Origin of the sequence: Pseudoduganella aquatica (genome assembly GCF_020865585.1) — a bacterium.
Classification (GTDB): Bacteria; Pseudomonadota; Gammaproteobacteria; order Burkholderiales; family Burkholderiaceae_D; genus Rugamonas; species Rugamonas aquatica_A.
This window is the reverse complement of sequence record NZ_CP086370.1, coordinates 5,733,778-5,759,873: the sequence shown is the minus strand read 5'-3', so window position 1 is coordinate 5,759,873 and position 26,096 is coordinate 5,733,778. Positions and strand designations below refer to the sequence as shown.

Genomic DNA, 26,096 nt, shown 5'->3' with positions numbered 1-26,096 from the left:
CACTAGGAGACTCAACGCATGGCACCTCAACTTGACCAGGTCACGGCACTCACCGCCAACGATTCTGACGCGCAGGAAACCAAAGAATGGCTGGAGGCGCTACAAGCCGTCCTGGAAAAAGAAGGCCCGGACCGCGCGCACTATCTGATGGAACGCTTGATCGATCTGGCCCGCCAAAGCGGCTCGGATATCCCATTCTCGGCCAACACGGCCTACGTCAACACCATTCCGGCCCACCTGGAGCAGCACTGCCCGGGCAACCTGGAATATGAAGAGAAGCTGCGCTCGTGGATGCGCTGGAACGCCATGGCCATGGTGGTCAAGGCCAACCGCGTGGACGGCGACCTGGGCGGCCACCTGTCCTCCTTCGCCTCGCTGGCCAATATGCTGGGCATCGGCTTCAACCACTTCTGGAAAGCGCCTAGCGAAAGCCATGGCGGCGACCTGCTGTACATCCAGGGCCACTCCTCGCCCGGCGTGTACGCGCGCGCCTTCTTGGAAGGCCGCCTGAGCGAAGAACAGCTGACCCATTACCGCCGCGAAGTCGGCGGCAAGGGTCTGTCGTCGTATCCGCACCCGAAACTGATGCCGAACTTCTGGCAGTTCCCTACCGTGTCCATGGGCCTGGGCCCGCTGATGGCCATCTACCAGGCGCGCTTCCTGAAGTACCTGCACGCCCGCTCCATCGCCGACACCACCGACCGTAAGGTCTGGGCATTCTGCGGCGACGGCGAGATGGACGAACCGGAATCGCTGGGCGCCATCGGCATGGCTGCGCGCGAACGCCTGGACAACCTGGTTATCGTGGTCAACTGCAACCTGCAGCGCCTGGACGGCCCTGTGCGCGGCAACGGCAAGATTATCCAGGAACTGGAAGCGGACTTCCGCGGCGCCGGCTGGAACGTGGTCAAAGTCATCTGGGGTCCGGGCTGGGACGCGCTGCTGAAGCAGGACAAAGAAGGCATCCTGCAAAAAGTGATGATGGAAACGCTGGACGGCGAATACCAGAACTACAAGGCCAAGGACGGCGCCTATGTGCGCGCCAACTTCTTCGGCAAGCATCCGAAGCTGCTGGAAATGGTCGCCAACATGACCGACGACGACATCTGGCGCCTGACCCGCGGCGGCCACGATCCGCACAAGATCTACGCCGCCTTCAAAGTGGCGCAGGAACACAAGGGCCAGCCTACCGTCCTGCTGGTGAAGACCATCAAGGGCTTCGGCATGGGCAAGCACGGCGAAGCGCGCAACACCGCGCACAACACCAAGAAGCTGACCGACGAAGCCGTGCGCGAAATGCGCGACCGCTACTCGATCCCTATCCCGGACGACAAGCTGGCCGACATCCCGTTCTACAAGCCTGCCGACGACGCGCCGGAAATCAAGTACCTGCACGAGCGCCGCGCCGCGCTGGGCGGCTACCTGCCGCAGCGCCGCATGCAAGCCGACGAGAAGCTGACCGTGCCGGCGCTGACCGCATTCCAGAACGTGCTGGACGCGACCGCCGAAGGCCGCGAAGTGTCGAGCACCCAGACCTTCGTCCGTATCCTGACCACGCTGCTGAAAGACCCGAGCATCGGCGCGCGCATCGTGCCTATCCTGGTCGATGAATCGCGTACCTTCGGTATGGAAGGCCTGTTCCGCCAGGTTGGCATCTTCAACCAGCAAGGCCAGTTGTACGAGCCGGTCGACAAAGACCAGGTGATGTACTACCGCGAAGACAAGGCCGGCCAGATCCTGCAGGAAGGTATCAATGAAGCGGGCGGCATGAGCTCGTGGATCGCAGCCGCGACCTCGTACTCGACCAACAACCGCGTGATGATTCCGTTCTACACGTACTACTCGATGTTCGGCATGCAGCGTATCGGCGACCTGGTATGGGCCGCCGCCGACATGCGCGCCCGTGGCTTCCTGATGGGCGGCACCGCAGGCCGCACCACGCTGAACGGCGAGGGCCTGCAGCACGAAGACGGCCATAGCCACCTGTTCGCAGCGGCTGTACCGAACTGCATGCCTTACGATCCGACCTTCGGCCACGAAGTCGCCGTGATCATCCAGGACGGCCTGCGCCGCATGGTGGAAGACCAGGAAGACGTGTTCTACTACATCACCATCATGAACGAGAACTACCCGCACCCAGGCATCAAGCCGGGCCAGGAAGAGGGCATCCTGAAGGGTCTGTACCTGCTGCAGGAAGGCGACAAGTCGCTGAAGCAGCGCGTGCAGCTGATGGGTTCCGGCACCATCCTGCGCGAATCGCTGTTCGCACAGGAGCTGCTGAAGAACGACTGGAACATCGCCGCCGACGTGTGGTCCGCACCATCGCTGACCCTGGTGGCGCGCGACGGCCAGGATGCGGAACGCTGGAACCTGGTCAACCCGACCAAGGAACCGCGCGTGCCTTACGTGGCGCAGCTGATGAAGGACACCACCGGTCCTATCGTGGCGACCACCGACTACATGCGTGCATTTGCTGAACAGATCCGCGCCTTCATCCCGAAAGACCGCACCTACCGCGTGCTGGGCACCGACGGTTTCGGCCGCTCGGACACCCGCGCCGCACTGCGCGAGTTCTTCGAAGTGAACCGTTACTACATCACGGTCGCTGCGCTGAAATCGCTGTCGGAAGAAGGCAAGATCGACGTGTCCGTGGTTGAACAGGCTATCGTCAAGTACGGCCTGAACGCGGACAAGCCAAATCCGGTGACCCAATAATCCGCTGAGAAAAAGAAACGGAGCAAACGCTATGAGCATTGTGGAAGTTAAAGTCCCGGATATCGGCGATTTCAAAGAAGTTGAAATCATCGAGCTGATGATCAAAGTCGGCGACACGATCAAAGTAGACCAGTCGCTGATTACCGTTGAATCGGATAAGGCCAGCATGGAGATTCCTTCGAGCGCCGCCGGCGTGGTGAAGGAAATCAAGGTCAAGGTAGGCGACAAGGTTGCGGAAGGTTCGCTGCTGCTGTTGCTGGAAGCTGACGGCGCTGCCGCGGGTGCTGGCACTGCCAGCACGCCGGCCGCCCCTGCCGCTGCTGCTCCGGCAGCTGCAGCACCAGCGCCTGCCGCTGCTGCACCGGCTCCGGCCGCCGCACCGGCTGCCGCCTCCGGCCCTGTCGAAGTGAAAGTACCCGACATCGGCGACTTCAAGGAAGTGGAAGTCATCGAAGTGATGGTCAAGGTTGGCGACACCATCAAGGTGGACCAGTCGCTGCTGACCGTTGAATCGGACAAGGCCAGCATGGAGATTCCTTCGTCGCACGCTGGCGTGGTCAAGGAAGTCAAAGTCAAGCTGGGCGACAAGGTTGCCATGGGCACGGTCGTGCTGGTGGTTGAAGCCACCGGCGGCGCAGCTTCGGCGCCAGCCGCTGCCGCCCCTGCCGCTGCACCCGCCGCCGCTTCGGCTCCTGCCGCCGCGCCAGCCGCAGCTCCGGCGCCAGCCGCTGCAGCAGCTCCGGCCGCATCGCAAGGCTCGGTTGAAACCAGCAAGCTGGCGCACGCATCGCCATCGATCCGCAAGTTCGCCCGCGAACTGGGCGTGGACCTGGGCAAAGTGCCAGGTAGCGGCCAGAAAGGCCGCATCACCCAGCTGGACGTGCAGAACTACGTCAAGGGCGTGATGGCCGGCACCACCGCAGCTCCTGCGGGCGCTGCCGCTCCTGCCGGCGCTTCGGGCGGCGGCAACTTCAACGTGCTGGCATGGCCGTCGCTGGACTTCAGCAAGTTCGGCGAAACCGAACTGCTGCCGCTGTCGCGCATCAAGAAGATCTCCGGCCCGAACCTGCACCGCAACTGGGTGCAGATCCCGCACGTCACGCAGTTCGACGATGCAGACATCACCGATCTGGAAGCGTTCCGCGTCGAGACCAACAACGCCAATGCCAAGAACAAGGACGCAGCCAAGCTGACCATGCTGGCCTTCGTCATCAAGGCATCGGTCGCCGCACTGAAGAAATTCCCGACCTTCAATGCCTCGCTGGACGCCAATGGCGAAAACCTGATCCTGAAGAAGTACTACAACATCGGCTTCGCAGCCGACACGCCGAACGGCCTGGTGGTGCCGGTTGTGAAGAACGCCGACCAGAAGTCCGTTTCGCAGATCGCCCGCGAAATGACCGAGCTGTCGCTGCAAGCGCGCGAAGGCAAGCTGAAGCCGACCGACATGCAAGGCGCCACCTTCACCATCTCGTCGCTGGGCGGCATTGGCGGCACGCACTTCACGCCTATCGTCAACGCGCCGGAAGTGGCCATCCTGGGCCTGTCCAAAGCGTCGATCAAGCCGGTATGGGACGGCAAGGCCTTCCAGCCGCGCCTGATGATGGGTACGTCGCTGTCCTACGACCACCGCGTGGTCGACGGTGCAATGGGCGCCCGCTTCTCCGTGTACCTGAGCGAAGTGCTCGGCGACATGCGCAAAATTCTGCTGTAAGGAGCGACTATGAGCACAGTAGAAGTCAAAGTCCCTAACATCGGCGACTTCGCCGAGGTGGAAGTGATTGAAGTGATGATCAAGGTCGGCGATACGATCAAGGCCGACCAGTCGCTCATCACCGTCGAATCGGACAAGGCCAGCATGGAAGTGCCTTCGTCGCACGGCGGCGTAGTGAAAGAACTGAAGGTCAAGGTTGGCGACAAGGTCAAGGAAGGCGTTGTGCTGCTGGTGCTGGAAGCCGCAGCGGGCGCCGCTGCAGCAGCTCCGGCCGCCGCAGCACCTGCACCTGCCGCAGCAGCTCCGGCGCCAGCCGCCGCCGCTGCCCCAGCCGCGCCGATCGCCGCACCAGCCGGTAGCAGCTATGCCGGCCAGGTCGACATCGACTGCGACATGATGGTGCTGGGCGGCGGCCCTGGCGGCTACTCGGCCGCCTTCCGCGCTGCCGACCTGGGCCTGAACACCGTGATCGTCGAGCGTTACGAAACGCTGGGCGGCGTGTGCCTGAACGTGGGCTGCATCCCGTCGAAAGCGCTGCTGCACGTGGCGTCCGTGATCGACGAGACCGCGCACATGGGCAACACCGGCGTCACCTTCGCCAAGCCGACCATCGACATCGACCAGGTACGCAAGTACAAGGAAGGCGTGATCAAGAACATGACCGGCGGCCTGGCCGGCATGGCCAAGGCACGCAAGACGCAGATCGTCACCGGCGTAGGCCAGTTCCTGAGCGCGAACCACATCGAAGTGACGGCGAAAGACGGCAGCAAGAAAGTCGTCCAGTTCAAGCAAGCCATCATCGCGGCCGGTTCGGCTGTAGTGAAGCTGCCGTTCGTGCCGGAAGATCCGCGCATCGTCGATTCGACCGGCGCGCTGGAACTGCGCCAGATCCCGAAACGCATGCTGGTGATCGGCGGCGGCATCATCGGCCTGGAAATGGCGACGGTGTACTCCACCTTCGGCGCGCGCATCGACGTGGTTGAAATGATGGACGGCCTGATGCAAGGCGCGGACCGCGACGCGGTCAAGGTCTGGCAGAAGTTCAACGAGAAGCGCTTCGACAACATCATGACCAAGACCAAGACGGTTGCGGTCGAGGCCCTGCCGGAAGGCATCAAGGTCACGTTCGAAGCAGCGGAAGCCGGCGCCACCGCGCCAGCGCCGCAGATCTACGACCTGGTGCTGGTGGCCGTGGGCCGCAGCCCGAACGGCAAGAAGATCGCCGCTGAAAAAGCCGGCGTGATCGTCACCGATCGCGGCTTCATCAACGTCGACAGCCAGATGCGCACCAACGTGCCCAACATCTTCGCCATCGGCGACCTGGTGGGCCAGCCCATGCTGGCGCACAAGGCGGTGCACGAAGGCCACGTTGCAGCGGAAGCTGCGGCAGGCCAGAAGTCGCACTTCGACGTGAAGGTGATTCCGTCGGTGGCCTACACCGATCCGGAAGTGGCATGGGCCGGCATTACCGAAGACGAAGCGAAAGCAAAGGGCATCAAGGTCGAGAAGGGCCACTTCCCTTGGGCGGCAAGCGGCCGCGCCGTGGCCAACGGCCGCGCCGAAGGCTTCACCAAGCTGCTGTTCGACGCTGAAACGCACCGCATCATCGGCGGCACCATCGTCGGCACGCACGCTGGCGACATGATCGGCGAAATCGCGCTGGCCATCGAAATGGGCTGCGACGGCACCGACATCGGCAAGACCATCCACCCGCACCCAACCCTGGGCGAGTCGATCGGCATGGCCGCCGAAGTGTACGAAGGCGTCTGCACCGACCTGCCTCCGCCGCGCAAGCGTTAAGCTGCAAGCATCTCCCTAAAGCCCGGTGTCCGCACCGGGCTTTTTTCGTCTTACCGAAAGCTGGTTACAGAATCGTTTGTTTGAGCGCGAATTATTTCTGACACGCGGGGATCATTTTTGTATTTGGCGCTTAGCTGCTCAAGTTGTTTTTGAGCGGCTTGACAATGCTTGACGACAGACCGCTCGATTTCCCGCTGCCGCTTTTCGCTTAAACTGCCGTCAAATTCTCCCGCGAAATGTTCGCAAGCATTGGCGTTGCGAATGAATGCCTGGACATCTTTCGGTGTGGCGCTGCTCGCTTGCGTGGTGCCGGACGCCATAAAGCATGCAAGCACAGCCAAGGTTTTCATCTGCATCATTTTCCCCTGCGCTAGCGCCCGTTGTTTGACCAATGAGGTACATCTCTCCCGCTGCCAGCGTATTTCTTCACGCCGTAGGTCGCTCCGACTTCGATCAGTTGCCGATTCATTCCGTTGCGAGGCAGTGATTTGATTTGAACCAGCTTCCCGTTTGCATCCTTCACTGATACGGCGCCACGCCAAGTCAGTGACATGTCGATTGCCAGCCCCAGGTTATGTTGGGAGCGAAGGGCCGGCTTTGTGCGCAGGCGTCGCAGCGAAAGGGCGTCAACCATATCTTTTGCTGCGCGCATGGATTCAGCAGATGCCGGATGCTGCCATTCTATATCCACGCCAACCATAGCTGGAATTGAGCTGGCGTCCGTCTTGTCATTCGCTATGCGCCAAGCCCAATGCATCAGGTAGGATCGTTTTGCCGGCCTGTAGGTGGCATCTATTTCAACCTTGATGCCAGCTTCAGTCATGGCATGTATAAAGTCTTCAACCGCGTGGCGGAATGTGCCGTTTAGGTCTTTGGTGTCTCTGCTACCCGGAAAGCGCCGCGCCCATTGAGCGCCACTTAATTCCTTGTTCTGTTTGGATGTGGCCATGTCAAACCTCCGTTTTTCGGCTTAATTAGCCGACGCTGGTGGAAGTTCAAAGGCTAGCCGAGGCCAAAGATGATGGCGTTGATCGCGGCCAAACTGCATGCGGTTTATTTTCGCATCCCAGTGATACGCGCAGCTTCCTGAGCATGGCGCAAGGCTGGTGGCGCGGCTATCTGGTGATGATGTTGCAGAGCTATCTGCTCTACAGGGCTTACCGCGCTGCTCTAAAGCGGGCTGAATGACAAACCGCCCGGCCTTGATGAGGGCCAGGCGGCTGATCGCCCCGGCGACCGGGATCCCGGGGCTGGAACTGCGTCCCGCGCGATTACTTGGTGCGGTACTTTTCGAAATTGGTTTCGAAATCGCCGAAGTTATCGTTCAACATCTTCTCGTGCTGCTCTTTGTAGTACTGCATCGCCGCTTCCTTTTGCTGGGAAAAGGCAGCTTGCTCGCCAGTGGATACGGCCAGCATGTAGGCGTTGAAGCGGGTAGCCGCGAACAGGATGGCTGGGCCGATGGTGTTGCGGTCCATGGTCTGTGCCTTGTCGTTGGCCAGGTTGATGAAGGAATCGACAAGTTGCCAGAATTGTTCGTCGTTGTTAGGGGTGGTCATTGATGTCTCGGTATGAATTTAAACGAGTGGGCATCCTGCCACGAATCGGCGCAATAGTCGAGCGGCGGCGCGCCGGGCGCCGCCTTGTACGCGGCCAGTGTTGCCGATTAGCCGTATTTCACCGAGCAGCCATAGGGCTGGGTCACTGGTTTGCTGACCGGCTTGCCCGCCGTGACTTCGTCGATGGCCTGCACCACGTAGTTGCTGGCGCCGGCGATATCGGCGGCATTGGCGCTCGGCTTGCTGTCAATGGCGCCGGCGTACACCAGTTTGCCGGCCGGATCGATCAAGTACATATGCGGCGTGGTGCGCGCGCCGTAGGCACGGCCGATCTTGCCGCTGTCGACCAGGATGGCGTTGGCCGTGGCTTTTTTCTCTTTGGCCCAGCTGGACAGCGAGGCGGCCGATTTGGGATCGCCGTCCGGCGCGGCGCTGGTGCTCACCGACAGCCACACCACCTGCTTGCCGGCGGCGTGCTTTTGCGTGCTTTGCATATTGCCGCTGTTGTAGTGCTTTTGCACGAAGGGACAATCGGGATTGACCCATTCGAGCACCACGTATTTGCCTTTCAGGCTCTCCAGCGATACCTGCTTGCCTGCGGTGTCGATGCCGGTGAATGCCGGCGCAAGCTGGCCCACCGCCGCTTGCGCCATGGCCAGTGCGCTGGCCGTCAAACCTGCGATCAATGCTGCCGTCAACGTCAGAGTTTTCATGCGATTTCCTTTCAGGTCAGAGTTGTTTCAAAGCCGTCCTTACTTGTTCCACCGTCAGCAGTTCGGACAGCAACTGCGGCGGGGCGTCCCCGGGTGCGTACAGCACGTACACCGGCACCCCGTTGCGGCCCAGCCGGGCCAATTGCTGCGTGATGGCCGGATCGCGGCGGGTCCAGTCTGCGCGCAGCAGCACGACGTTTCTGGCGTCGAAGTCCGCCAGCAGGCGGGCGTCCGCCAGCGTCGCCCGCTTGTTGAACTGGCAGGTGACGCACCACGCGGCGGTGAAGTCGACGAACACCGGCTTGCCCGCCGCGCGCGCCTGCGCCACTGCCGTTTCGGACCAGGCGGACCACCGTGCGCCTGCCTGGGTTTCTTTCTTTGCGCTGACCTCATTGCTACCGTTGCCGCTGTCGGCGCGCAGCAGCGGGCCGGCGGTGCCGACGGCGGCCGCCAGCGTCAGCAGGCCTGCGCCTGCCAGCAGCACGCGCGTACGGCGCGTGCGGACCGGCGTGCCCAGCGTCCAAGCGGCGAAGGCCAGCGCCACCAGCATGGCCAGCGCGGCTGCCATGCCGTCTATGCCGGTCTGCTGGCCGAGCACCCACGCCAGCCACACGACGGTGGCGAACATGGGGAAGGCCATCAGCACCTTGAAGCGCTGCATCCAGGCGCCCGGTTTCGGCAGCACGCGCGCCAGGCCGGGCCAGCAGGATGCGGCCAGGTAGGGCGCGGCCATGCCGAGGCCGAGCACCACGAAGATGGCCAGCGCCTTGGGGGGCGATTCCGTCAGTGCCGCGCCCATGGCGGCGCCCATGAAGGGCGCGGTGCAGGGCGACGCTACCGCCACCGCGAGCGCGCCGCTCAGGGCGTCGTCCAGCAGGCGGTTCCTGGCGCGGAAGCTGGCCAGGGCGCTGGGCAGCATGGTGCCGAATTCGAATACGCCGGCCAGGTTCAGGCCGATCAGGGTGAACAGGGCGGCCAGCAGGAACACCACCGTCGGGGACTGCAGCTGGAAGCCCCAGCCCAGCTGTTCACCGCCCGCGCGCAGGGCCAGCAGCAGCCCTGCCAGCGCGGCAAACGACAGCACCACGCCTGCAGTATAGGCAATGCCGCCGGCGACTGCCTGTTTGCGCTCGTTGGCGTGCTGCGCCAGGCTGACCAGCTTGAGCGACAGCACGGGGAACACGCAGGGCATCAGGTTCAGGATGGCGCCGCCGATGAAAGCGAAGAGCAGCGTAAGCAGGAAGGCGGGGGCGCCGCTTGCGGCACCGGCGGAGGCTGCGCCCGCCGCGCCCGAACTAATTGCTGCGCCTGCGGCAGGCGCGTTTGCGCTTGGTGCTGAACTGGCGCCAGCCGTGCCCGGATTGGCTGTGCTGGCGGTGTTGGGCCAGCCGCCTGCAAGCGGGACGGGGATGGACCAGCCGGCGGGCTGGGTGGCGGCTTTCAGGATGATCTGCAGCGCGGCGGGGCTTTCGCTGCGTTGCGCGGAGAGCGGAACGCGCAGCTGGAGCGCGCCGTCTGTCCAGCGCTGGTCTACCTTGGCGGCGTAATCGATCACGCCAATGTCTTCTACCATGAGCCGCAGCGGCTGGCCTTGCGCGGCGGCGGGCAGGCCGCGCACTTCCATGGCGAGCGCGTTGCCATCCACGCGGGCGCTGGCGCTGGCTTGCGGAACCGCTACCGGCACGGCGGCGCGGGCGGCGTTGAACAAGGCTTCGTGGGCGGACGTAGGCTGGGCGGCGGGGATGGTCAGCAGGAAGTCGCCCGATTCTGGCAGGCAGATTTCCTTGCATACCAGCCATTCGGCGTGCAGTTTGATGTCCAGCGTTTTATCCGCATAGCCGGCGGGGACGGTCACCGGCACAGGCAGCAGCACGCGGCCTTCGTAGCCGTAGTTCAGCAGGGGGCCTAGCGGCAAGTGCTGCGGCGTTGGCCAGGCGATGTCGCCGGCCGTAAAGCCGGCGGGCAGCGTCCATGCGAGCGTGGTCGGCAGGCCGGAGTCGCCGGGATTTTTCCAGTAGGTGTGCCAGTGCGGCTGATGCTCGATCGATAGCCCCAGCCACAGCGGCTTGCCGGGCTGGACGCCCTGCGGCGCGTGCGCCATCAGCTCGGCCCGCACGTGGTCCGTGACGATGGCCGTGGCTGCAGCAGCTGCATGCCCCGGCAGCGCCGCAGGCAGCGTGACCATCAGCATCCCGGCAAGCCGCGCCATTCCCAGTTTTACGCTACGCATCAAGGCAGCAGCCCTCCGTCACAGCAGGTTGAGCGTCATGTCAATATGGCTGGCCACTGGCGCGCTGTTGACCAGTTCGCGCGCGCGCAGCATGGCTGCCTGTGCGTCGCTGTTGCGACCCAGGCGCTTGAGCAGCATGCCGCGCACGCTGAAGTAGTAGGCGTAGCCGGACAATTCCGCCGCCAGCGGCTCTATCATCACCAGCGCAGCAGTGGGTCCGCGCAGCTTGTTCACCGCCACCGCCCGGTTCAGTGTGACGATGGGCGAGGGATGCACCACCTGCAGCACCGCGTACAGGCGGTCGATTTCGGCCCAGTCGGTGCCGGAGGCGGTTTCCGCCTGCGCGTGCACCGCCGCCACCGCCGCCTGGATCTGGTACGGCGTCAGCTCGCGGCAGTGCAGTGCCGTGTCCACCATGGGCAGCGCTTCGTCGATCAGGGCCAGGTCCCAGCGCCGCCGGTCCTGGTCGTCCAGCAGGATCAGGGCGCCCTTGGCGTCCACCCGCGCGCCGGAGCGTGCGTGCTGCAGCATCAGCAGGGCCGCCAGGCCCAGCGCGCCGCCGTCGTGCGGGAACATGCGCGCCAGCAGCCGCGCCAGGCGGATCGCCTCCTCGCACAGCTCCATGCGGATGTATTGCCGCCCGCTGCTCGAGGCGTAGCCTTCGCTGAACAGCAGATACACCATGGCCAGCACGGTTTTCAGCCGCGCCGCGCGCTCGTGTGCGGCCGGTTCGTCGAAGGAGGTGCCGGTTTCCGCCACGCGCCGCTTGGCGCGCGCGATGCGCTGCTCCATGGCGGGCTGGCGCAGCAGGAAGGCGTGCGCCAGCTGCGCCACCGTCAGGCCGCAGACCGTGTGCAGCAGCAGCGCGATCTGGTAGGACGGCGGCAGGCCGGGATTGGCGCAGATGTAGAGCAGGCGCAGCGTGTCGTCGCGGAAGGGCACGAAGTCCAGGTTGCGCTGCAGGCCGGGCAGGGCGTCCATGCTGTCGGCCACCAGGTCGGGGTCGGAATAGGCGCTGCTCTGGTGGCGCACCGGCGCCATGCCGGCGTTGCGGCCGCAGGCCACCAGCCAGGCCAGCGGGTCGCCGGGCAGGCCGGTGCCGGGCCATAGCAGGCGTGCGCGCATCGCCGCGTCCTGCCATGCGGCCAGGGCCAGGTCGAGGTCGCGGAAGGTGCGCAGCAGCGCCGCCAGCGTTTGCGGGCGGTGCAGGGACAGCAATTGCGCAATGGTGTCGTTGTCGGGTGGCGCCACGTCGGTTCGGTAACTCGTGCAAAGAGAGGGTAAAGGCCTAGCTTACGGCAAAGCGCGTGGCAGCGCTTAGCCGGGGGCGTAAAAAAACCGGGCCTGGCCCGGTTTCTACTGACTCTACTTTTGCAAGGCGCCGCCCAGGAACAGGTCCACGCCCACCTCCACCTGCCGCAGCACGTCGGGCATGGGCAGGGTCTGATTGATGACGAAGAGATAGCGTTTCAGCTGGTCGCCCATGATGCAGTTCAGCAGATGCACGGTCAGCGCTTCCGGCGTCATGTCCCCGCGCAGCTGGCTGCGGATGTCGGGGCGCGCGAAGAAGCGCTGCAGCGCCTCGCGGGTCTGCCTTGGGCCGGCCTCGAAGAAGGCCTGCGCCAGTTCCGGGTTGGACATGGACTCGGCGATCACCATGCGGTGCACGGCCAGCACCTGCGGTGAGGCCACCAGCTGGCCGAAGCGCAGGCCGAAGTCGAGCAGGATCTCGCGCAGCGGGCGCACCGAGGTTTCCATATCGTGCATGGTGGCGAAGAAGTGCGCGCAGCCGGCATTGATGACGGCCGTGAACAGGCCGGCCTTGCCGCCGAATTTCACGTAGATGGTGCGTACCGCCACGCGCGCCTGCTTGGCGATCATCTCCAGGCTGACCTTGCTATAGCCCTTTTCCAGGAACAGCCGGGCGGCGATTTCCACCAGCTCCTGGGTGCGCGCCTCGGCTTCGGACGCGCGCGGCCGGCCCGCCGTCTTGGCGGGGCACAGGGGCAGGCCGAACAGCTCGGGTTCTGGCAATAAGGATAATTTTTCTGGACTGGCGGGCGTCATGGCAGCTAGCGATGGATTTGATCGAGATCTTAACAGATGGGGACTGTAGTCCAAATTAAAATGAAATGCAATCGTTTCATTTCTTGACTTGGACTGGGACTTGGCGAATAATGCACCTATCCCATTTCATTATCCCGGAGCACTACATGTCCAACCAAGCAGAGCAAAAAATGCTGAGCGCAGCCCCTGCCGCCCCCGCCGCCACGCCGCCGAACCGCCGCGTGCTGGTGATCGCCGGCCTGATCGCGCTGGCCGCCATCGGCGCCGGTGCGCGCATGTGGTACCGCAGCCATCATTTCGTGGAAACCGAGAACGCCTACGTGGCCGGCCACGTGCATCCGGTGTCTGCCCGCATCTCCGGCGTGGTGACCAAGGTGCTGATCGAAGACAACCAGTTGGTAAAGCAGGGCGACGTGATCGCCGAACTGGACCCGTTCGACCAGCACGTGAAAGTGGAGCAGATCGAAGCGCAGATCGCCACCGCCGAGCAGCAAGTGTTGCAGTCGGAAGCGCAGATCGCGCAAGTGAACGCGCAGGCCGGCGCCGCCGCCGCGCAAGTGGCGCAGTCCGAAGCGCAGCTGCTGCGCGCCAGGCAGGACGCCGAGCGTTACGGCCAGCTGTACAACAGCCAGATGAAAGCCGTCTCCAAGGCTGAACTGGACGCCGCCAACGCAGGCCGCTCCAGCGCCGTGGCCGACCTGGCCGCGCGCAAGGACAGCGCCGCCGCCGCCAAGGCCCAGACCACCGCCGCCGCCGCCGCGCGCGACGTGCTGAAGGCGCAAGTGAAAGTGCTGCGCGTGCAGCTCAAGGACGCCCAGCAGCAGCTGGCCTACAACCGCATCCTGGCACCGGTGACTGGCCGCATCGGCAAGCGCTCGCTGGAAGTGGGCCAGCGCGTGCAGCCGGGCCAGCAGCTGACCGCCATCGTGCAGGACAACGTCTGGCTCACCGCCAACTTCAAGGAAACCCAGCTGGCCGACCTGAAAGTGGGCCAGCCGGTGCACGTCACCATCGACGCCATGCCGGGCAAAACCCTGGTCGGCCGCGTGGACAGCTTCGCGCCCGCCTCCGGCGCCCAGTTCGCGCTGCTGCCGGCCGATAACGCCACCGGCAACTTCACCAAGATCGTGCAGCGCGTGCCGGTGAAGGTCACCTTCAAGCCGGAAGACGTGAAAGCGCTGAGCGGCCGCCTGGTGCCCGGCATGTCCGCCATCGCCGAAGTCGAACTGTAATTAAGCCATGAGCAGCACCACTATCAACCAAGCCCCGGCGCTGCCGCAGAACGGCCAGAAGGTCGACCTGCGCACCTGGATCGCTGTCGGCGCCGGCATGCTGGGCGCCTTCATGGCGGTGCTGGACATCCAGATCACCAACGCCTCGCTGAAGGACATCCTCGGCAGCCTGTCCGCCACCCAGGAAGAAGGCTCGTGGATCTCCACCGCCTACCTGGTGGCCGAGATCATCGTCATTCCGCTGACCGCGCTGCTCACGCGCGTGTTCGGTGCGCGCCGCTACATGATGGGCACCACCGCCTTGTTCCTGCTGTTCTCCACCCTGTGCGGCGCGGCCTGGAACCTGGAAAGCATGATCGTGTTCCGCATGGCGCAAGGCTTTACCGGCGGCGCGCTGATCCCCATGGCGTTCACGCTGGTGATGCTCAAGCTGCCGCCGTCCAAGCGCGCCGCCGGCATGGCCATCTTCGGCCTGACCGCCACGCTGGCGCCCTCCATGGGTCCCACGCTGGGCGGCTACCTGAGCGAAATCTACGGCTGGCCTTCCATCTTCTACATCAACTGGGTGCCCGGCCTGCTGCTGATCGCAGGCGTGGCTTATGGCCTCGACACCGAGAAAACCAAGTGGGGCGACCTGCTCAAGACCGACTGGCTGGGCATAGGCTTCATGGCGCTGGGCCTGGGCTGCCTCACCATCTTCCTCGAAGAAGGCAACAGCAAGGACTGGTTCGACTCCGGCTTCATCATCACCTTCGCCGCGCTGGCGCTGGCGGGCTTGTTGGGCTGGGTGGTCACCAGCGCCACGCGCGCCAACCCCTTCGTCAACCTGGCGCTGTACGGCCAGCGCAACTTCCTGGTCGCCACCGCGCTGTCGGCGGTGTTCGGCATGGCGCTGTACGGCTCGTCCTTCCTGCTGCCGCTGTACCTGGGCCAGATCGCCGGCTACTCGCCGATGCAGATCGGCGAAGTCATCATGTGGGCCGGCCTGCCGCAGCTGTTCATCATGCCCTTCGTGGCCAAGCTGTCGGGCAAGGTGGACAACCGCATCCTGTGCTCCTTCGGGCTGCTGATGTTCGGCGTGTCCTGCCTGATGAACGCGTATATGGACGCGACCACCGGCTACGACCAGCTGCTGGCATCGCAGGTGGTGCGTTCGCTGGGCCAGCCCTTCGTGATGCTGACGCTGTCGAACTTCGCCATGCAGGGCATCGCACCGAAAGACATGGCCTCCGCATCGAGCCTGTTCAACATGACGCGCAACCTGGGCGGCTCGATCGGTATCGCGCTGCTGGCCACCTCGCTGTCGCAGCGCGAGCACTTCCACTCGCAGCGCCTGGGCGAAGCGGTCAACTCCTTCGCACCGGCCGCGCAAGAGCGCATCGCCGCGCTGACGCAGTCCTTCATCAGCAAGGGCTACGAAGCGGCCATGGCGGGCGAGCAGGCGCTGAAGGCGATCGACGGCATCGTGCGGCGCGAATCCTATGTGATGGCCTATAACGACGGCTTCTTCATCGTCAGCGCGATCCTGCTGGCCTGCATACCGGTGCTGTGGATGTCCGACAAGGTCAAGTCCCCGGGCGGCGGTGGCGGCGCGCACTAAGAACACCAGACGAAAAGGTATAAACGATATGTTCAGTTCATTCAAAAAAATCACGCTGGCCGCCGCCGTTGGGCTGGCGCTGGCAGGCTGCAGCACCGTGGGTTCCGATTTCAGCGCGCCGAAGAACGTGGCCGACGCAGGCTTCCGCCACGCCCCGGCGGGCGCGCAAAGCGAGGCCCGCCTGCCCGCGCAATGGTGGACCATCTACGGCGACGACACGCTAAACCGCCTGGAACAAAGCGCGCTGCGCGACAACCCCAGCGTGAAAGCCGCCGCGCAGCGCCTGCTGCAGGCGCAGGCGCAACTGGGACTGGCGCGCGCCAGCGAATCGCCGTCGCTGAGCGTGAACAGCGGCGTATCGAATTCGCGCACCTCGGCCAACACCTCGCAAGGGCTGGCGCTGGGCAACCGCTCCATCCACGGCAACAACTACTCGCTGGGCGCGTCGATGTCCTACGAAGTTGACTTGCTGGGCCGTGTGCGCCGCATGGTCGAAGCAGCGGACGCGCAGGCGCTGGCCGCCGAAGCGGACCGCGACGGCGTGCTGCTGCTGCTGTCCTCGCAAGTAGCGACCACCTACTGGCAGCTGCGCGGGCTGGACACCGAGGCCGCCATCCTGAACGGAGCGCTGGACAGCCGCCGCGAAACGGAGGAACTGGTCAACGCGCGCTTCAATGCGGGCCTGTCGAATGAGCTGGACACGTCGCGCGCGCGCATCGAACGCGCCAACGCCGAAGCGGATCTGCAGGAAGTGCAACGGCAGCGCAACACGCTCGAGCACAGCCTGGCCACGCTGACCGGCGCCTCGCCGTCGGCCATGCGGCTGCCCGCCGCTGCGGCGGCCGGCCTGCCGCAGCCGCCGGCGATACCGGTGGGCCTGCCGGCCAGTTTGCTGTCGCAGCGGCCCGACCTGGCCGGCAGCGTCGCCACGCTGCGCGCCGCCAACGCCCAGATTGGCGTGGCCGAAGGCGGGTTCTACCCGTCGATCAGCCTGACCGGCAATTTCGGCTTCGCCTCCGAGAGCCTGAGCGAGATCGCCAAGGGCGGCTCGCGGCAGTTCAGCATCGGCCCGCTGGCCTTGTCGCTGCCGATCTTCGACGGTGGCCGCAACCGCGCCAACCTGGCGCTGGCCAAGGCGCGCTACGAAGAAGCAGTAGCCAACCACGAAGGCAAGCTCCTGACCGCGCTGCGCGAAGTGGACGACGCGCTCTCGGACGTGCAGCAAAAGCAGAAGCAGGAGCTGGTGCAGGCGCAATCGCGCGAAGCCGCCGCGCGCGCCTACGTGGTCGCGCGTGCCCGCTACGAGCGCGGCGTATCGACCTACCTGGACGTGACGGACGCACAGCGCAGCAGCCTGGCAGCCGACCGCGCCGCCGCGCAAATCACCACCCAGCGCCTGCTCGCCACGGTCGCCGTCGCCCGCGCCCTCGGCGCCGGCTGGCAGCCCCAAGGCCCCCTCGCCACCATCGCCTCCCGCTAAGCAGCCTGAGCCGCATTCCCCCAACTTCGGGGTCTGACCCCGAAGTTGGGGGAATGCGGCTCAGGTCGCTTGTAGGATTCGGCTGAAAGCTTAGGAAAAGGGGCGGCGAGGGCTCTGCAAGATTGTTTCATCCGTGTTAAATTCCTTCCAGTTATTTCCGATTGTCAATAATAGGACTGGGATACCGGCATGGACATTGAACGCACTAAAATCAGCACCCGCCTGGCCACCGGCTTTGGCTTGGTTTTCCTCCTCCTTATCATCGTCACTGCGCTCGGCATCAACCGGGTGCAGAAGATCGATACCATCCTGACCAATATCAGCGACGTGAACAACGTCAAGCAGCGCTATGCCATCAATTTCCGCGGCAGCGTGCATGACCGTTCCATCGCGCTGCGCGATGTGGTGCTGGCGGCCGATGCCGCTGCGGCCCGTCCGCACGTCGAACATATCAAGACGCTGGCCGATAATTACGCCAAGTCGGCCGCGCCGCTGGACCAGATCATCCTGTCCGGCAAGGGCGTGACGCCGGAGGAGAAAAGCGCGCTGGAGGGCATCAAGGCCAGCGAGGCCAAGGCCCAGCCGCTGATCGCCAAGGTGATCGAGCTGCGCGCGGCGGACCAGCTGCCGGAAGCGACCGCGCTGCTGCAGCAGCAGGCTGCGCCGGCCTTCGTGGCGTGGCTGGCGTCGGTCAATACAATGATCGACCTGGAAGAGAAAATGAGCATGGAGCAGGCCAACAGCGCCTCCAGCGTGGCGCGCAGCTTCTTCGTGTTCATGGTGGTGCTGTGCCTGATCGCCATCGGCGTGGGCGTGGCGGCGGCGTGGTTTATCAGCCGCGGCCTGCTGCGCCAGCTGGGCGGCGAGCCCGAGTATGCGGCCTCCATCGTGGCCTGCATCGCGTCGGGCAACCTGGCGGTGCGCATCGATACCAAGCCGGGCGACGACAGCAGCCTGCTGCACGCCATGCGCGGCATGCGCGACAGCCTGGTGAATATTGTCAGCCAAGTGCGCGCGGGCACGCAGACCATCGCCACCAATTCGCGCGAGATTGCGGCCGGTAATATGGACCTGTCCAGCCGCACCGAGCAGCAGGCCGCCAACATCGAGGAGACCGCGTCGTCGATGGAGCAGCTGACCGGCACCGTCAAGCAGAATTCCGACCATGCTTACCAGGCCAACCAGCTGGCGCTGTCGGCTTCCGAGGTGGCGGTAAAGGGCGGCGCGGTGGTGAACGAGGTGGTGCACACCATGGCCTCCATCAACGAGTCGTCCAAGAAGATCGTGGACATTATCGGCGTGATCGACAGCATCGCGTTCCAGACCAATATCCTGGCGCTGAATGCGGCGGTGGAGGCGGCGCGCGCGGGCGAACAGGGCCGGGGCTTCGCCGTGGTGGCCACCGAGGTGCGCAACCTGGCGCAGCGTTCGGCCGGCGCGGCGAAAGAGATCAAGGGCTTGATCGACGATTCGGTGGAGAAGGTGGACGCGGGCGCCAAGCTGGTGGACCAGGCCGGCGCGACCATGCAGGACATCGTCAACAGCGTCAAGCGCGTGACCGACATCATGGGCGAGATCTCGACCGCCAGCGCGGAGCAGACCTCGGGCATCGAGCAGGTGAACGAGGCGGTGGGCAAGATGGACCAGGTGGTGCAGCAGAACGCCGCGCTGGTGGAGCAGGCCGCCGCCGCCGCCGCGTCGCTGCAGGACCAGGCCGGCAATCTGTCGCAGGTGGTGAGCATCTTCAAGCTGGATGAGTCGGCTGTACCGCAGCGGCCACAGTCCAGCGCCCGTCCGTCGGCTCCGGCGGCTGCCGCGCCGCGCCCGGCCCCGGCCCGCCTCGCGGCCGCGACGCCGGCCAGGGCCAGCAAGCCCGTGGCCGAGCAGGCCCGGCCGTCTCCCAAGCGCGCCGTTGCCAGCGCCGATGACGGCTGGGAAGAATTCTAAAGCGACAATTTTTAATTTGGAAAATATGCAATTCAACTAAGCAAATATTTTGTAACAGCTGTTACGAATTGACTTGCGGCATGTATTATTTCCTCTCAGAGGGGTGAAACATGCCGAAATTGATCTTACGTTCTGTGTCCGCTGCGCTGCTGTGCTTGCCGGTTTTTGCCTCGGCGGCGCCGCTGACCGACGTCGAGACGCGCTGGCTGCAAGCCGGCGCTTCCGTGCTGGCTTACGCCAAGCAGCAGCAGCTTCCCATCGACATCATCGTGCAGCCGCAAGCCCAGCCGGGCGCGGTGCCGCTGGCCATGGGCTTTGATGGCGGCCGCTGCAAGCTGGTGCTGACCATGCGCGGCAACCCCGCCGCCGAGGACGTGCTGCAAGCGCTGCCCGCTGCGCAGCGCGCGCTGATGATAGAGGCCATGACGGCGCATGAAGTGGCGCATTGCTGGCGTTATGCGCAGGGGGCCTGGCACTCGGTGCCGAGCGGCTTCCAGCAGCGCACGCCGGAGGCGGCGCTGCCGCCCGAAATCCAGAAATTGAGCCAGGAACTGCGCGATACCCGCCGCGAGGAGGGCTATGCCGACCTGGTGGCGCTGGCCTGGATGCGGGGCGCCCACCCGGAGCAATATGGGCAGGTGTATGCCTGGCTGCAACAGGTGCGCGCGGCGCAGCCGGACAGCCATGTGTCGCACGACACCGGCGCCTGGCTGGCGCTGGCGGCCGACGGCGCCGTGTTCTCGGAGGGCGCCACGCCTTTCGAGCAGGCGCGGGCCCTGTGGAAGCAGGGACTGGCGGCGGCGGAATGATGAGTTTTTGTGTTGGTTAGCGTACAGAGTGAAACGGGCGGCAGGCGTTTAATCACTACGCTAACCATCACTTAGGGGAATTCATCATGAACAAATTCGTAATCCTGGCGCTGGCTGGCGCCATCAGCAGCAGCTACGCCATGGCCGACAACGATACTGCCGCCTACAAGTCGATGAAGGACAAGGCCGCCGCCGACTACAAAGCCGCCAAGGCGCAGTGCAGCAGCCTGAAAGCCAACGCCAAGGATATCTGCCAGGAAGAGGCCAAAGTGGCCCGCGCCAAGGCCGAGGCCGACGCGGTGGCGCAGCACAAGTCCGACGCCAAGGATATCCGCAAGGCCCGCGAGGAAGTGGCGGACGCCGAGTACGGCCTGGCCAAGGAAAAATGCGACGACATGAGCGGCAACGCCAAGAGCGCCTGCAAGCTGGACGCCAAGTCCGCCAAGGATAAGGCCATCGCCGATGCGCGCCGCGCCGATCCGACTCCGACCGTAGGCGAGCGCACCGCCGCCGCCGTGGGCACCGCCCGCGACAAGACCGCCAACGCGACCGACAATATGCGTGACCGCACTGTGGCCGCCACCGGCACCGCTGCCGACACCACCCGCAACACCACGGCCGCCGCCGGCGACGCCATGAGCGACACCGTCATCACCACCAAGGTGAAAGCCGACCTGGCCGCCGATCCCGGCGTGAAGGCGCTGGATGTGCACGTGGAAACCGTGAAGGGCGTGGTCATGCTGAGCGGCTTCGTGCCGTCCAAGGCCGAGGCCGACAAGGCCGTGCAGCTGGCGCGCGGCGTGAAGGGCGTGAACGAGGTGAAAAGCTCCATCCAGATCAAGCAGTAGCAGGCTGCGCGGCCGGGCACCCCCGGCCGTGTAGTTCAGGTCCGCCGCGCGCGGGCCTTTTTTTGTTTGCTTAAATTATGATCGTAATCTAAAATGCGTGGGACGCAGCATCTTTCAACAATCCATGAGGCCGTCCATGTTTGCTCAACCCCTGTCCGCCTGGCTGGCACGCCGCGGCGTGCACTATTCCTGGGTCATCGTCGCCCTGACTTTCCTGACCGCACTAACCTCGTCCGCCGCGCTGGGCTTGCCGGGCGCGCTGCTGCAGCCGCTCAGCAAGGAGTTCGGCTGGGAGGTGGACCAGATTTCGTCCGCCCTGGCGGTGCGTTTTGCGTTGTTTGGCCTGATGGGGCCGTTCGCCGCCATCCTGATGGAGCGCTTCGGCCTGCGCAATGTGGTGGTGACGGCGCTGGGCCTGGTGGCCACCGGACTGGTGCTGGCCACCCGCATGAGCGAGTTCTGGCACCTGGTGGCGCTGTGGGGCGTGATGCTGGGCATAGGCTCGGGCATGACGGCGCTGGTGCTGAGCGCGGTGGTGGCCAACCGCTGGTTTGAAACGCGGCGCGGCCTCATTATCGGCCTGCTGACGGCCAGTTCGGCCACCGGCCAGCTGGTGTTCCTGCCGCTGGGCGCCTGGCTGATCGAGCACTACGGCTGGCGCATGGCGCTGCTGCCGGTGTTCTTTGCCTGCACGCTGGTGGCGCTGGGCGCTTTCTTCCTGATGCGCAACCGGCCGTCGGACGTGGGCCTGCTGCCGTTCGGCATGGACCCGGCCGCCGCGGCAGCAAGCGCAGCCCCGGCCGCCGCGCCGGCGAAAATCACCTTCGCCACGCCGTTCGCGGTGCTGCGTAGCGTGTCCGCCAACCGCACTTTCTGGATATTGTTCGGCACCTTCTTCATCTGCGGCCTGAGCACCAACGGCCTGATACAGACCCACTTCATTTCGCTATGCGGCGACTCCGGCCTGTCGGCCGTGCCGGCCGCGTCCGTGCTGGCCATGATGGGCGCCTTCGACCTGTTCGGCACCATCGCTTCCGGCTGGCTGTCGGACCGCTACGACAACCGCAAGCTGCTGTTCTGGTACTACGGCTTGCGCGGCTTGTCGCTGCTGTGGCTGCCGTACTCGGAGTTCACGCTGTACGGGCTGTCGCTGTTCGCCATGTTCTACGGCCTGGACTGGATCGCCACCGTGCCGCCTACGGTGAAGCTGGTCGGCGCCACGTTCGGCAAGGAGCGCGCGGGCATGGTGTTCGGCTGGGTGTTTGCCGGCCACCAGCTGGGCGCTGCGGTGGCGGCTTACGGCGCGGGCCGGGTACGCGCTTTGTGGTTCACCTACAACCCGGCGCTGTTCGCGGCGGGCGCGGCCTGCTTGCTGGCGGCGCTGCTGGTGCTGGCGATACGGCGGCAGCAGGCTGCCGCTGCTGCGGTGCCGCTGAAAGCGGCTGCCTAGCGGGGTTTAGTAAAAACGCTTAATTGGAACCGGCCGGCTGGTGCACGGCCGCTTCAGCCTGGCGCGGGGAGGGGGGCTTGGCGGCGGTGTAGCTGCGGTTGGCCATCAGGTTTTCCCAGAAGTCGCGCTCCACGCGGTTGGCGGCCAGCTTGCCATAGGGCTGGCCGTTGCTGTGTTCCACGGTCGCTTTCACCCAGGCCTCGTGCCGCGCTTTCACCTGCTGGTAGTCGTGGGTGGAGGCCACCATGTCGTCCACGCCCTGGTGCTGGGCGGCGGCGATGCGGAAGCAGGCGCGCCATTCGCGCAGCGCCTTTTCAACCAGGCGCACACTTTCCAGCGTGGTGGAGCGGACCGGGAAGTTGGGCTGCGCGCACGGCGACTTCTGCTGCGGATCGATTTCCGCGCCAACAGCGGAGGTGGCGGCAAGCGTCAGCAACAAGGCAGCGCACAGCTGTTTCATCGATGTTCCCGGGTAGTGGAGTTGCTCTAATTCTAACTTGCTCACAGGGAAATAGTATATATTTTTGTAACTTTTCCGCCACATTCACGCCGCCAGTCCGTCACATTGGCGCCACATTGCATCATCGTGGTGCTGTGGCTGTTTCGTCACTATACTGTGAGAATAATAAAACAGTGGTGGAGACGCTTAGATGAGCTGGTCCCGAATTTTCGCGGCGGCAGGGCTGCTGCCTGCGCTCGCGGGTGCGCAAGCCGATTATCCGAATACCTCCGCCATGGGCAGCATGGTTGATCCCAATTCGGCATGGTATCGCCAGTGCCTGCGCGTGCAGTCCGTGCAGCCGCCCGCGCGCGAGCTGCCCGCCAGCGGGGCCTTGCACGCGCTGCGCCAGTGCGGCGCCGAAAACCTCTATTACGACACCCGCGCGCGTCCGCACGCCACCACGTCCGACTGGGAGCATGTGCGCCATTGCGCCTACGCCGAGAGCGACGCCACCGTGCTGATGATGCTGTACGCGAACGGCTACGGCGTGTCGCGCAACCATGAGCTGGCGGTGAAATACGCCTGCTCGCTGCCGGCCTCGCCGGCCGAAATGGATGGCCGCGTGGCGCATTTGAACGAGCGCATGCAGCACCATGAAGCCACGCCTTTCGACCAGTGCGACGACATTACCAGCGGCTTTATGGGCGGGCAGTGCGCCGCCATCCAGGACAGGCTGGACAGCAAGGCGCGCGCCGGCAAGCTGGCGGTGCTGATGAAGACCTGGCTGCCGGGGCAGCAGGCGGCTGCGGCCAAGCTGCAGCAGGCGCTGGAGGAGTTTGCCGCGCACCGCGCGAGCGACGAGACCGATATGAGCGGCACCTTGCGCGGTGCGCTGGCGATCGAGGCGCACGGGGTGGAGCTGGATCTGTTTGCGCACGACGTGCAGGACGCGGAGAAGGGCAAGCTGCCGCGCTACAGCGAGCAGCAGTTCCAGCAGCTGGACAAGAAGCTGAACCAGGTCTACCAGCGCGTGATGCAGCACCCGCAGAAGGATGGCGCGCAGGGGCTGGGTTATGGCACGGTGACGAAGGAAGGCGTGAAGAGCACGCAGCGCGCATGGCTGGCCTACCGCGACGCCTGGGTGGCGCTGGGCGCGGCGCGCTACCCGGGGGTAGCGCCGCACGCGTGGAAGGCGCTGCTGACGCAGCGGCGCATAGAACAGCTGGAAGAGTTCGGCGCCTGAGCGGCGGGTTAGGAACACGGGCCGTCAAGGCCGTGTTCCGTAGGGCGGGTTAGCGCACCGCGCGTAACCCGCCACACCATCACTTCAAATACTTGGCCAGCCAGCCGTGCACTTCATTGTAGAAGTAGCGGCTGTTTTCGCCTTTCAGCACCCAGTGGTTTTCATCCGGGAACACCACCAGTTTGCTCGGCGTGTTCAGGCGCTGCTGCGCGGCGAAGTTCATCAGCGCGTTGTTGACCGGCACGCGGTAGTCCAGCTCGCCCACGGTGATCAGGATGGGCGTCTTGAAGCCCGTGCCCTTCTCATGATTGCCCGCCTGCATGATCGGGCTCTGGTCGCGCCACACCGGCAGATTGCCCCACACCGGGCCGCCACTGTTGACTTCGCGGCCGTACACGCTGTCGCTGGTGCCCCACTGCATCACCAGGTCCATTTCCCCGGCGTGCGACACGATGGCCTTGTAGCGCGTGGTGGTGGCCTGCAGCCAGTTGGCCAGGTGGCCGCCGTAGCTGGCGCCGCCGGCCGCGAGCTTGCTGCCGTCGACATAGCTGTACTTCTTGATGGCTTCGTCCACCGCCTGGTTGACCTCGTCGCCGGGGCCTTTCAGCGGGTCGAACTGGATCGAGCGGGCGAACTCTTCGCCGTAGCCGGTGGAGCCCTTGTAGTCGGTCAGCAGCACGACATAGCCCGGCTTGGCCAGCAGGTGGTAGTTCCAGCGCAGCACGAACTGGTCGCGCCACATATTGGCGGCGCCGCCGTGGATGACGGCGAATAGCGGGTATTTCTTGTTCGGGTCGAAGTTGGCCGGCTTGACGATCATATTGTGGATCTGGCGCCCGTCCGGGGTCTTGAACCAGAAGTGTTCGGGCGCCTGCCAGTCGATGGCGGCGGCTTTCTCCACGTTGAAGGAGGTCAGGCGCTTGGGCGCCTTGCCATTGAAGGCAAACACCTCGGGCGGATTGATCGCCGATTCCCACACGCCCACCAGCGCGTTGCCGCCCGCGTTGAGCGAGTTGATGCTGCCGGTGGCCGCCGACGGTTCCGCTTTCACGTCGCCGCCCGCGTAGCTGATCGAATGCAGCTGTTCCAGGCCGGCGTGCTCGAAGGTGAAGTAGATGCGCTTGCCGTCGGCCGGCAGCGCAAAGCGCGAGATGGAGCGGTCCAGCGCGGCGGTGAGGATTTTCGGCTGCGGGCTGGCGAGGGGCCAGGCGAAGCTGGCCAGGCGGTCCAGGTCGTACACCTTGCCTTCGGTTTCTGCCTGCGTCAGGCACAGCAGGGTTTTGCCGTCGGGCGAGAATTTCAGGTTGTTGTAGCTGTGCTTGTCGGCGGTCAGCTGGGTGGCTTCGCCGCCGCCGGCAGGCAGCGCGAAGATCTGCGTGTAGGCCGAGGCGCGCGCCAGTTCGTCGCGGTTGGTGGAGGCGGAGAACACCACGGTCTTGCCGTCCGGCGCCCAGATCGCGTCCAGCGACTGGCCTTCGTCGCCCTGGCCGCCGCCGAAGCCCGGCATGGCCGCCAGCTTGCTGCCGGACAGGATGTCTTTCGGCTTGGCGCCAATTTGCGCGTCCATCACGAACAGGCGCACCTGCTTGTCGTCCAGCCATTTGTCGAAGAAGCGCGGCGGGAAGGTTTCGTAGGCGCGCGCGCTGTATTTGCGGTCCTTGCGCTCCTTGGCGATCTTCTTGATGGATTCCTCGTCCGTGGCGCCGGGGAACAGGTCGCTGACGAACAGGATCTGCTTGCCGTCCGGGCTGAACTTGGGTGAACGCGCGCCCAGGGTCAAGGTGGTCAGGCGCTGGGCTTCGCCGCCGCCGGCCACGTCGATGCGGTAGATCTGGCCGGCGTCGTCGCCGTCGCGCTTGGCGATGAAGATCAGCTGCTTGCTGTCCGGCGACCAGTTCACGCTGCCTTCGCCGCCCTTGGAGAAGGTCAGGCGGCGCGGCGCGCTGTCGTCGGCCAGGGACTTGATCCACAGGTCGGACCATTGCTCCTTGCTGTCATAGGCGGTGTCGGTGACGGCGAACACGGCCCACTTGCCATCCGGGCTGGGCACCGGCGCGCCGACGCGCTTCATCAGCCATACGTCCTCGTGGGTGATGGCGTGCTTGGCGGCCGGCGCGGTAGCGTCGGCGGCGTGGGCTGCGTGGACAGCGCCCAGGCTGGCGGTGGCCAGCAGCAGGGCGGTCAGGGGATGGAGCAATCGGGTAGAGGTCATGTGCAGAGTCCGGCTGGTGGGTCGAAGCCGTAGAT

At 64.9% G+C, this 26,096-nt stretch carries 21 protein-coding genes; 12 read left to right on the top strand and 9 right to left on the bottom strand.

The annotated features are described in order from the left end of the window. Positions 1-18 precede the first annotated feature (18 nt). Genes aceE through lpdA form a run of 3 tightly spaced genes read left to right on the top strand, consistent with a single transcriptional unit; the run spans position 19 to position 6,229 of the window. On the top strand, positions 19-2,715 hold the full coding sequence (gene aceE / locus KT882_RS25725) for a pyruvate dehydrogenase (acetyl-transferring), homodimeric type (protein ID WP_161073392.1): 2,697 nt from the start codon (positions 19-21) through the stop codon (positions 2,713-2,715). Positions 2,716-2,746: 31 nt separating this feature from the next. Continuing rightward, positions 2,747-4,429 (top strand): dihydrolipoyllysine-residue acetyltransferase, encoded by a 1,683-nt coding sequence (gene aceF / locus KT882_RS25720; RefSeq protein WP_228893630.1) that lies wholly within the window; start codon positions 2,747-2,749, stop codon positions 4,427-4,429. A gap of 9 nt (positions 4,430-4,438) precedes the next feature. Continuing rightward, entirely contained in the window at positions 4,439-6,229 is a 1,791-nt protein-coding gene (gene lpdA / locus KT882_RS25715) for a dihydrolipoyl dehydrogenase (RefSeq protein WP_228893629.1), read from the top strand. Between the two features lie 50 nt (positions 6,230-6,279). On the opposite strand, the gene KT882_RS25710 is transcribed toward lpdA, so the two are convergent. Together KT882_RS25710 and KT882_RS25705 are read right to left on the bottom strand one after the other, a co-directional pair. Continuing rightward, entirely contained in the window at positions 6,280-6,588 is a 309-nt protein-coding gene (locus tag KT882_RS25710; protein ID WP_161073395.1) for a hypothetical protein, read from the bottom strand. 11 nt (positions 6,589-6,599) lie between these two features. Beyond that, complete coding sequence (locus KT882_RS25705; RefSeq protein WP_161073396.1) at positions 6,600-7,178, bottom strand: peptidoglycan-binding domain-containing protein; 579 nt, start codon at positions 7,176-7,178, stop codon at positions 6,600-6,602. Positions 7,179-7,216: 38 nt separating this feature from the next. Here KT882_RS25705 and KT882_RS25700 point away from each other — a divergent pair, with 38 nt between their 5' ends. Beyond that, positions 7,217-7,417, top strand: coding sequence for a hypothetical protein (locus KT882_RS25700; protein ID WP_161073397.1), 201 nt, complete (start codon positions 7,217-7,219; stop codon positions 7,415-7,417). Positions 7,418-7,500: 83 nt separating this feature from the next. Here the strand turns inward: KT882_RS25700 and KT882_RS25695 are convergent, their stop codons facing one another. The 5 genes from KT882_RS25695 to KT882_RS25675 form a co-directional block, all read right to left on the bottom strand. Further along, on the bottom strand, positions 7,501-7,788 hold the full coding sequence (locus KT882_RS25695) for a DUF3144 domain-containing protein (protein ID WP_161073398.1): 288 nt from the start codon (positions 7,786-7,788) through the stop codon (positions 7,501-7,503). Positions 7,789-7,895: 107 nt separating this feature from the next. Further along, the gene (locus KT882_RS25690; RefSeq protein ID WP_161073399.1) at positions 7,896-8,501 is read right to left on the bottom strand and encodes a redoxin domain-containing protein; all 606 of its coding nucleotides are present in this window, start codon (positions 8,499-8,501) and stop codon (positions 7,896-7,898) included. Positions 8,502-8,517: 16 nt separating this feature from the next. Continuing rightward, a complete protein-coding gene (locus KT882_RS25685) occupies positions 8,518-10,731 on the bottom strand; it encodes a protein-disulfide reductase DsbD family protein (protein ID WP_228893628.1) in 2,214 nt (737 codons plus the stop codon). An 18-nt stretch (positions 10,732-10,749) separates the two neighbouring features. Next, entirely contained in the window at positions 10,750-11,982 is a 1,233-nt protein-coding gene (locus KT882_RS25680) for an RNA polymerase sigma factor (RefSeq protein WP_228893627.1), read from the bottom strand. 114 nt (positions 11,983-12,096) lie between these two features. After that, positions 12,097-12,765, bottom strand: a complete 669-nt coding sequence (locus tag KT882_RS25675) for a TetR/AcrR family transcriptional regulator (protein WP_228893626.1) — start codon at positions 12,763-12,765, stop codon at positions 12,097-12,099. A 179-nt stretch (positions 12,766-12,944) separates the two neighbouring features. On the opposite strand from KT882_RS25675, the gene KT882_RS25670 reads away from it, so the two are divergent. From KT882_RS25670 to KT882_RS25640, 7 genes are all read left to right on the top strand, one after another. Further along, positions 12,945-14,030 (top strand): HlyD family secretion protein, encoded by a 1,086-nt coding sequence (locus tag KT882_RS25670; protein WP_161073401.1) that lies wholly within the window; start codon positions 12,945-12,947, stop codon positions 14,028-14,030. A 7-nt stretch (positions 14,031-14,037) separates the two neighbouring features. Beyond that, complete coding sequence (locus KT882_RS25665; protein ID WP_228893625.1) at positions 14,038-15,630, top strand: DHA2 family efflux MFS transporter permease subunit; 1,593 nt, start codon at positions 14,038-14,040, stop codon at positions 15,628-15,630. Between the two features lie 28 nt (positions 15,631-15,658). After that, positions 15,659-17,110, top strand: a complete 1,452-nt coding sequence (locus KT882_RS25660) for an efflux transporter outer membrane subunit (RefSeq protein WP_228893624.1) — start codon at positions 15,659-15,661, stop codon at positions 17,108-17,110. A gap of 189 nt (positions 17,111-17,299) precedes the next feature. Next, on the top strand, positions 17,300-19,057 hold the full coding sequence (locus KT882_RS25655; protein ID WP_161073404.1) for a methyl-accepting chemotaxis protein: 1,758 nt from the start codon (positions 17,300-17,302) through the stop codon (positions 19,055-19,057). A 110-nt stretch (positions 19,058-19,167) separates the two neighbouring features. Beyond that, positions 19,168-19,866, top strand: coding sequence for a hypothetical protein (locus KT882_RS25650; protein WP_228893623.1), 699 nt, complete (start codon positions 19,168-19,170; stop codon positions 19,864-19,866). An 86-nt stretch (positions 19,867-19,952) separates the two neighbouring features. Next, the gene (locus KT882_RS25645; protein WP_161073406.1) at positions 19,953-20,714 is read left to right on the top strand and encodes a BON domain-containing protein; all 762 of its coding nucleotides are present in this window, start codon (positions 19,953-19,955) and stop codon (positions 20,712-20,714) included. Between the two features lie 136 nt (positions 20,715-20,850). Then, complete coding sequence (locus KT882_RS25640) at positions 20,851-22,164, top strand: MFS transporter (RefSeq protein ID WP_228893622.1); 1,314 nt, start codon at positions 20,851-20,853, stop codon at positions 22,162-22,164. A 19-nt stretch (positions 22,165-22,183) separates the two neighbouring features. Here KT882_RS25640 and KT882_RS25635 read toward each other — a convergent pair whose 3' ends face one another. Next, positions 22,184-22,624 carry a hypothetical protein gene (locus KT882_RS25635; RefSeq protein WP_228893621.1) on the bottom strand — a complete coding sequence of 147 codons (441 nt, stop codon included), beginning with the start codon at positions 22,622-22,624 and terminating at the stop codon, positions 22,184-22,186. A gap of 190 nt (positions 22,625-22,814) precedes the next feature. Here KT882_RS25635 and KT882_RS25630 point away from each other — a divergent pair, with 190 nt between their 5' ends. Further along, positions 22,815-23,849: a lysozyme inhibitor LprI family protein gene (locus KT882_RS25630; RefSeq protein ID WP_161073409.1), complete on the top strand. Its 1,035-nt coding sequence runs from the start codon at positions 22,815-22,817 to the stop codon at positions 23,847-23,849. 79 nt (positions 23,850-23,928) lie between these two features. On the opposite strand, the gene KT882_RS25625 is transcribed toward KT882_RS25630, so the two are convergent. Next, a complete protein-coding gene (locus KT882_RS25625; protein WP_228893620.1) occupies positions 23,929-26,061 on the bottom strand; it encodes a dipeptidyl-peptidase 5 in 2,133 nt (710 codons plus the stop codon). Positions 26,062-26,096: the final 35 nt, after the last annotated feature.

Bases quoted from the DNA above. Each gene is read 5' to 3' on its own strand.
- aceF (WP_228893630.1), top strand. From the start codon at position 2,747: ATGAGCATTGTGGAAGTTAAAGTCCCGGATATCGGCGATTTCAAAGAA.
- KT882_RS25630 (WP_161073409.1), top strand. From the start codon at position 22,815: ATGAGCTGGTCCCGAATTTTCGCGGCGGCAGGGCTGCTGCCTGCGCTC.
- KT882_RS25660 (WP_228893624.1), top strand. From the start codon at position 15,659: ATGTTCAGTTCATTCAAAAAAATCACGCTGGCCGCCGCCGTTGGGCTG.
- KT882_RS25690 (WP_161073399.1), bottom strand. From the start codon at position 8,501: ATGAAAACTCTGACGTTGACGGCAGCATTGATCGCAGGTTTGACGGCC.
- KT882_RS25625 (WP_228893620.1), bottom strand. From the start codon at position 26,061: ATGACCTCTACCCGATTGCTCCATCCCCTGACCGCCCTGCTGCTGGCC.
- aceE (WP_161073392.1), top strand. From the start codon at position 19: ATGGCACCTCAACTTGACCAGGTCACGGCACTCACCGCCAACGATTCT.
- KT882_RS25665 (WP_228893625.1), top strand. From the start codon at position 14,038: ATGAGCAGCACCACTATCAACCAAGCCCCGGCGCTGCCGCAGAACGGC.
- KT882_RS25695 (WP_161073398.1), bottom strand. From the start codon at position 7,788: ATGACCACCCCTAACAACGACGAACAATTCTGGCAACTTGTCGATTCC.
- KT882_RS25655 (WP_161073404.1), top strand. From the start codon at position 17,300: ATGGACATTGAACGCACTAAAATCAGCACCCGCCTGGCCACCGGCTTT.
- KT882_RS25635 (WP_228893621.1), bottom strand. From the start codon at position 22,624: ATGAAACAGCTGTGCGCTGCCTTGTTGCTGACGCTTGCCGCCACCTCC.
- KT882_RS25685 (WP_228893628.1), bottom strand. From the start codon at position 10,731: ATGCGTAGCGTAAAACTGGGAATGGCGCGGCTTGCCGGGATGCTGATG.
- KT882_RS25640 (WP_228893622.1), top strand. From the start codon at position 20,851: ATGTTTGCTCAACCCCTGTCCGCCTGGCTGGCACGCCGCGGCGTGCAC.
- KT882_RS25710 (WP_161073395.1), bottom strand. From the start codon at position 6,588: ATGATGCAGATGAAAACCTTGGCTGTGCTTGCATGCTTTATGGCGTCC.
- KT882_RS25670 (WP_161073401.1), top strand. From the start codon at position 12,945: ATGTCCAACCAAGCAGAGCAAAAAATGCTGAGCGCAGCCCCTGCCGCC.
- KT882_RS25705 (WP_161073396.1), bottom strand. From the start codon at position 7,178: ATGGCCACATCCAAACAGAACAAGGAATTAAGTGGCGCTCAATGGGCG.
- KT882_RS25645 (WP_161073406.1), top strand. From the start codon at position 19,953: ATGAACAAATTCGTAATCCTGGCGCTGGCTGGCGCCATCAGCAGCAGC.
- lpdA (WP_228893629.1), top strand. From the start codon at position 4,439: ATGAGCACAGTAGAAGTCAAAGTCCCTAACATCGGCGACTTCGCCGAG.
- KT882_RS25650 (WP_228893623.1), top strand. From the start codon at position 19,168: ATGCCGAAATTGATCTTACGTTCTGTGTCCGCTGCGCTGCTGTGCTTG.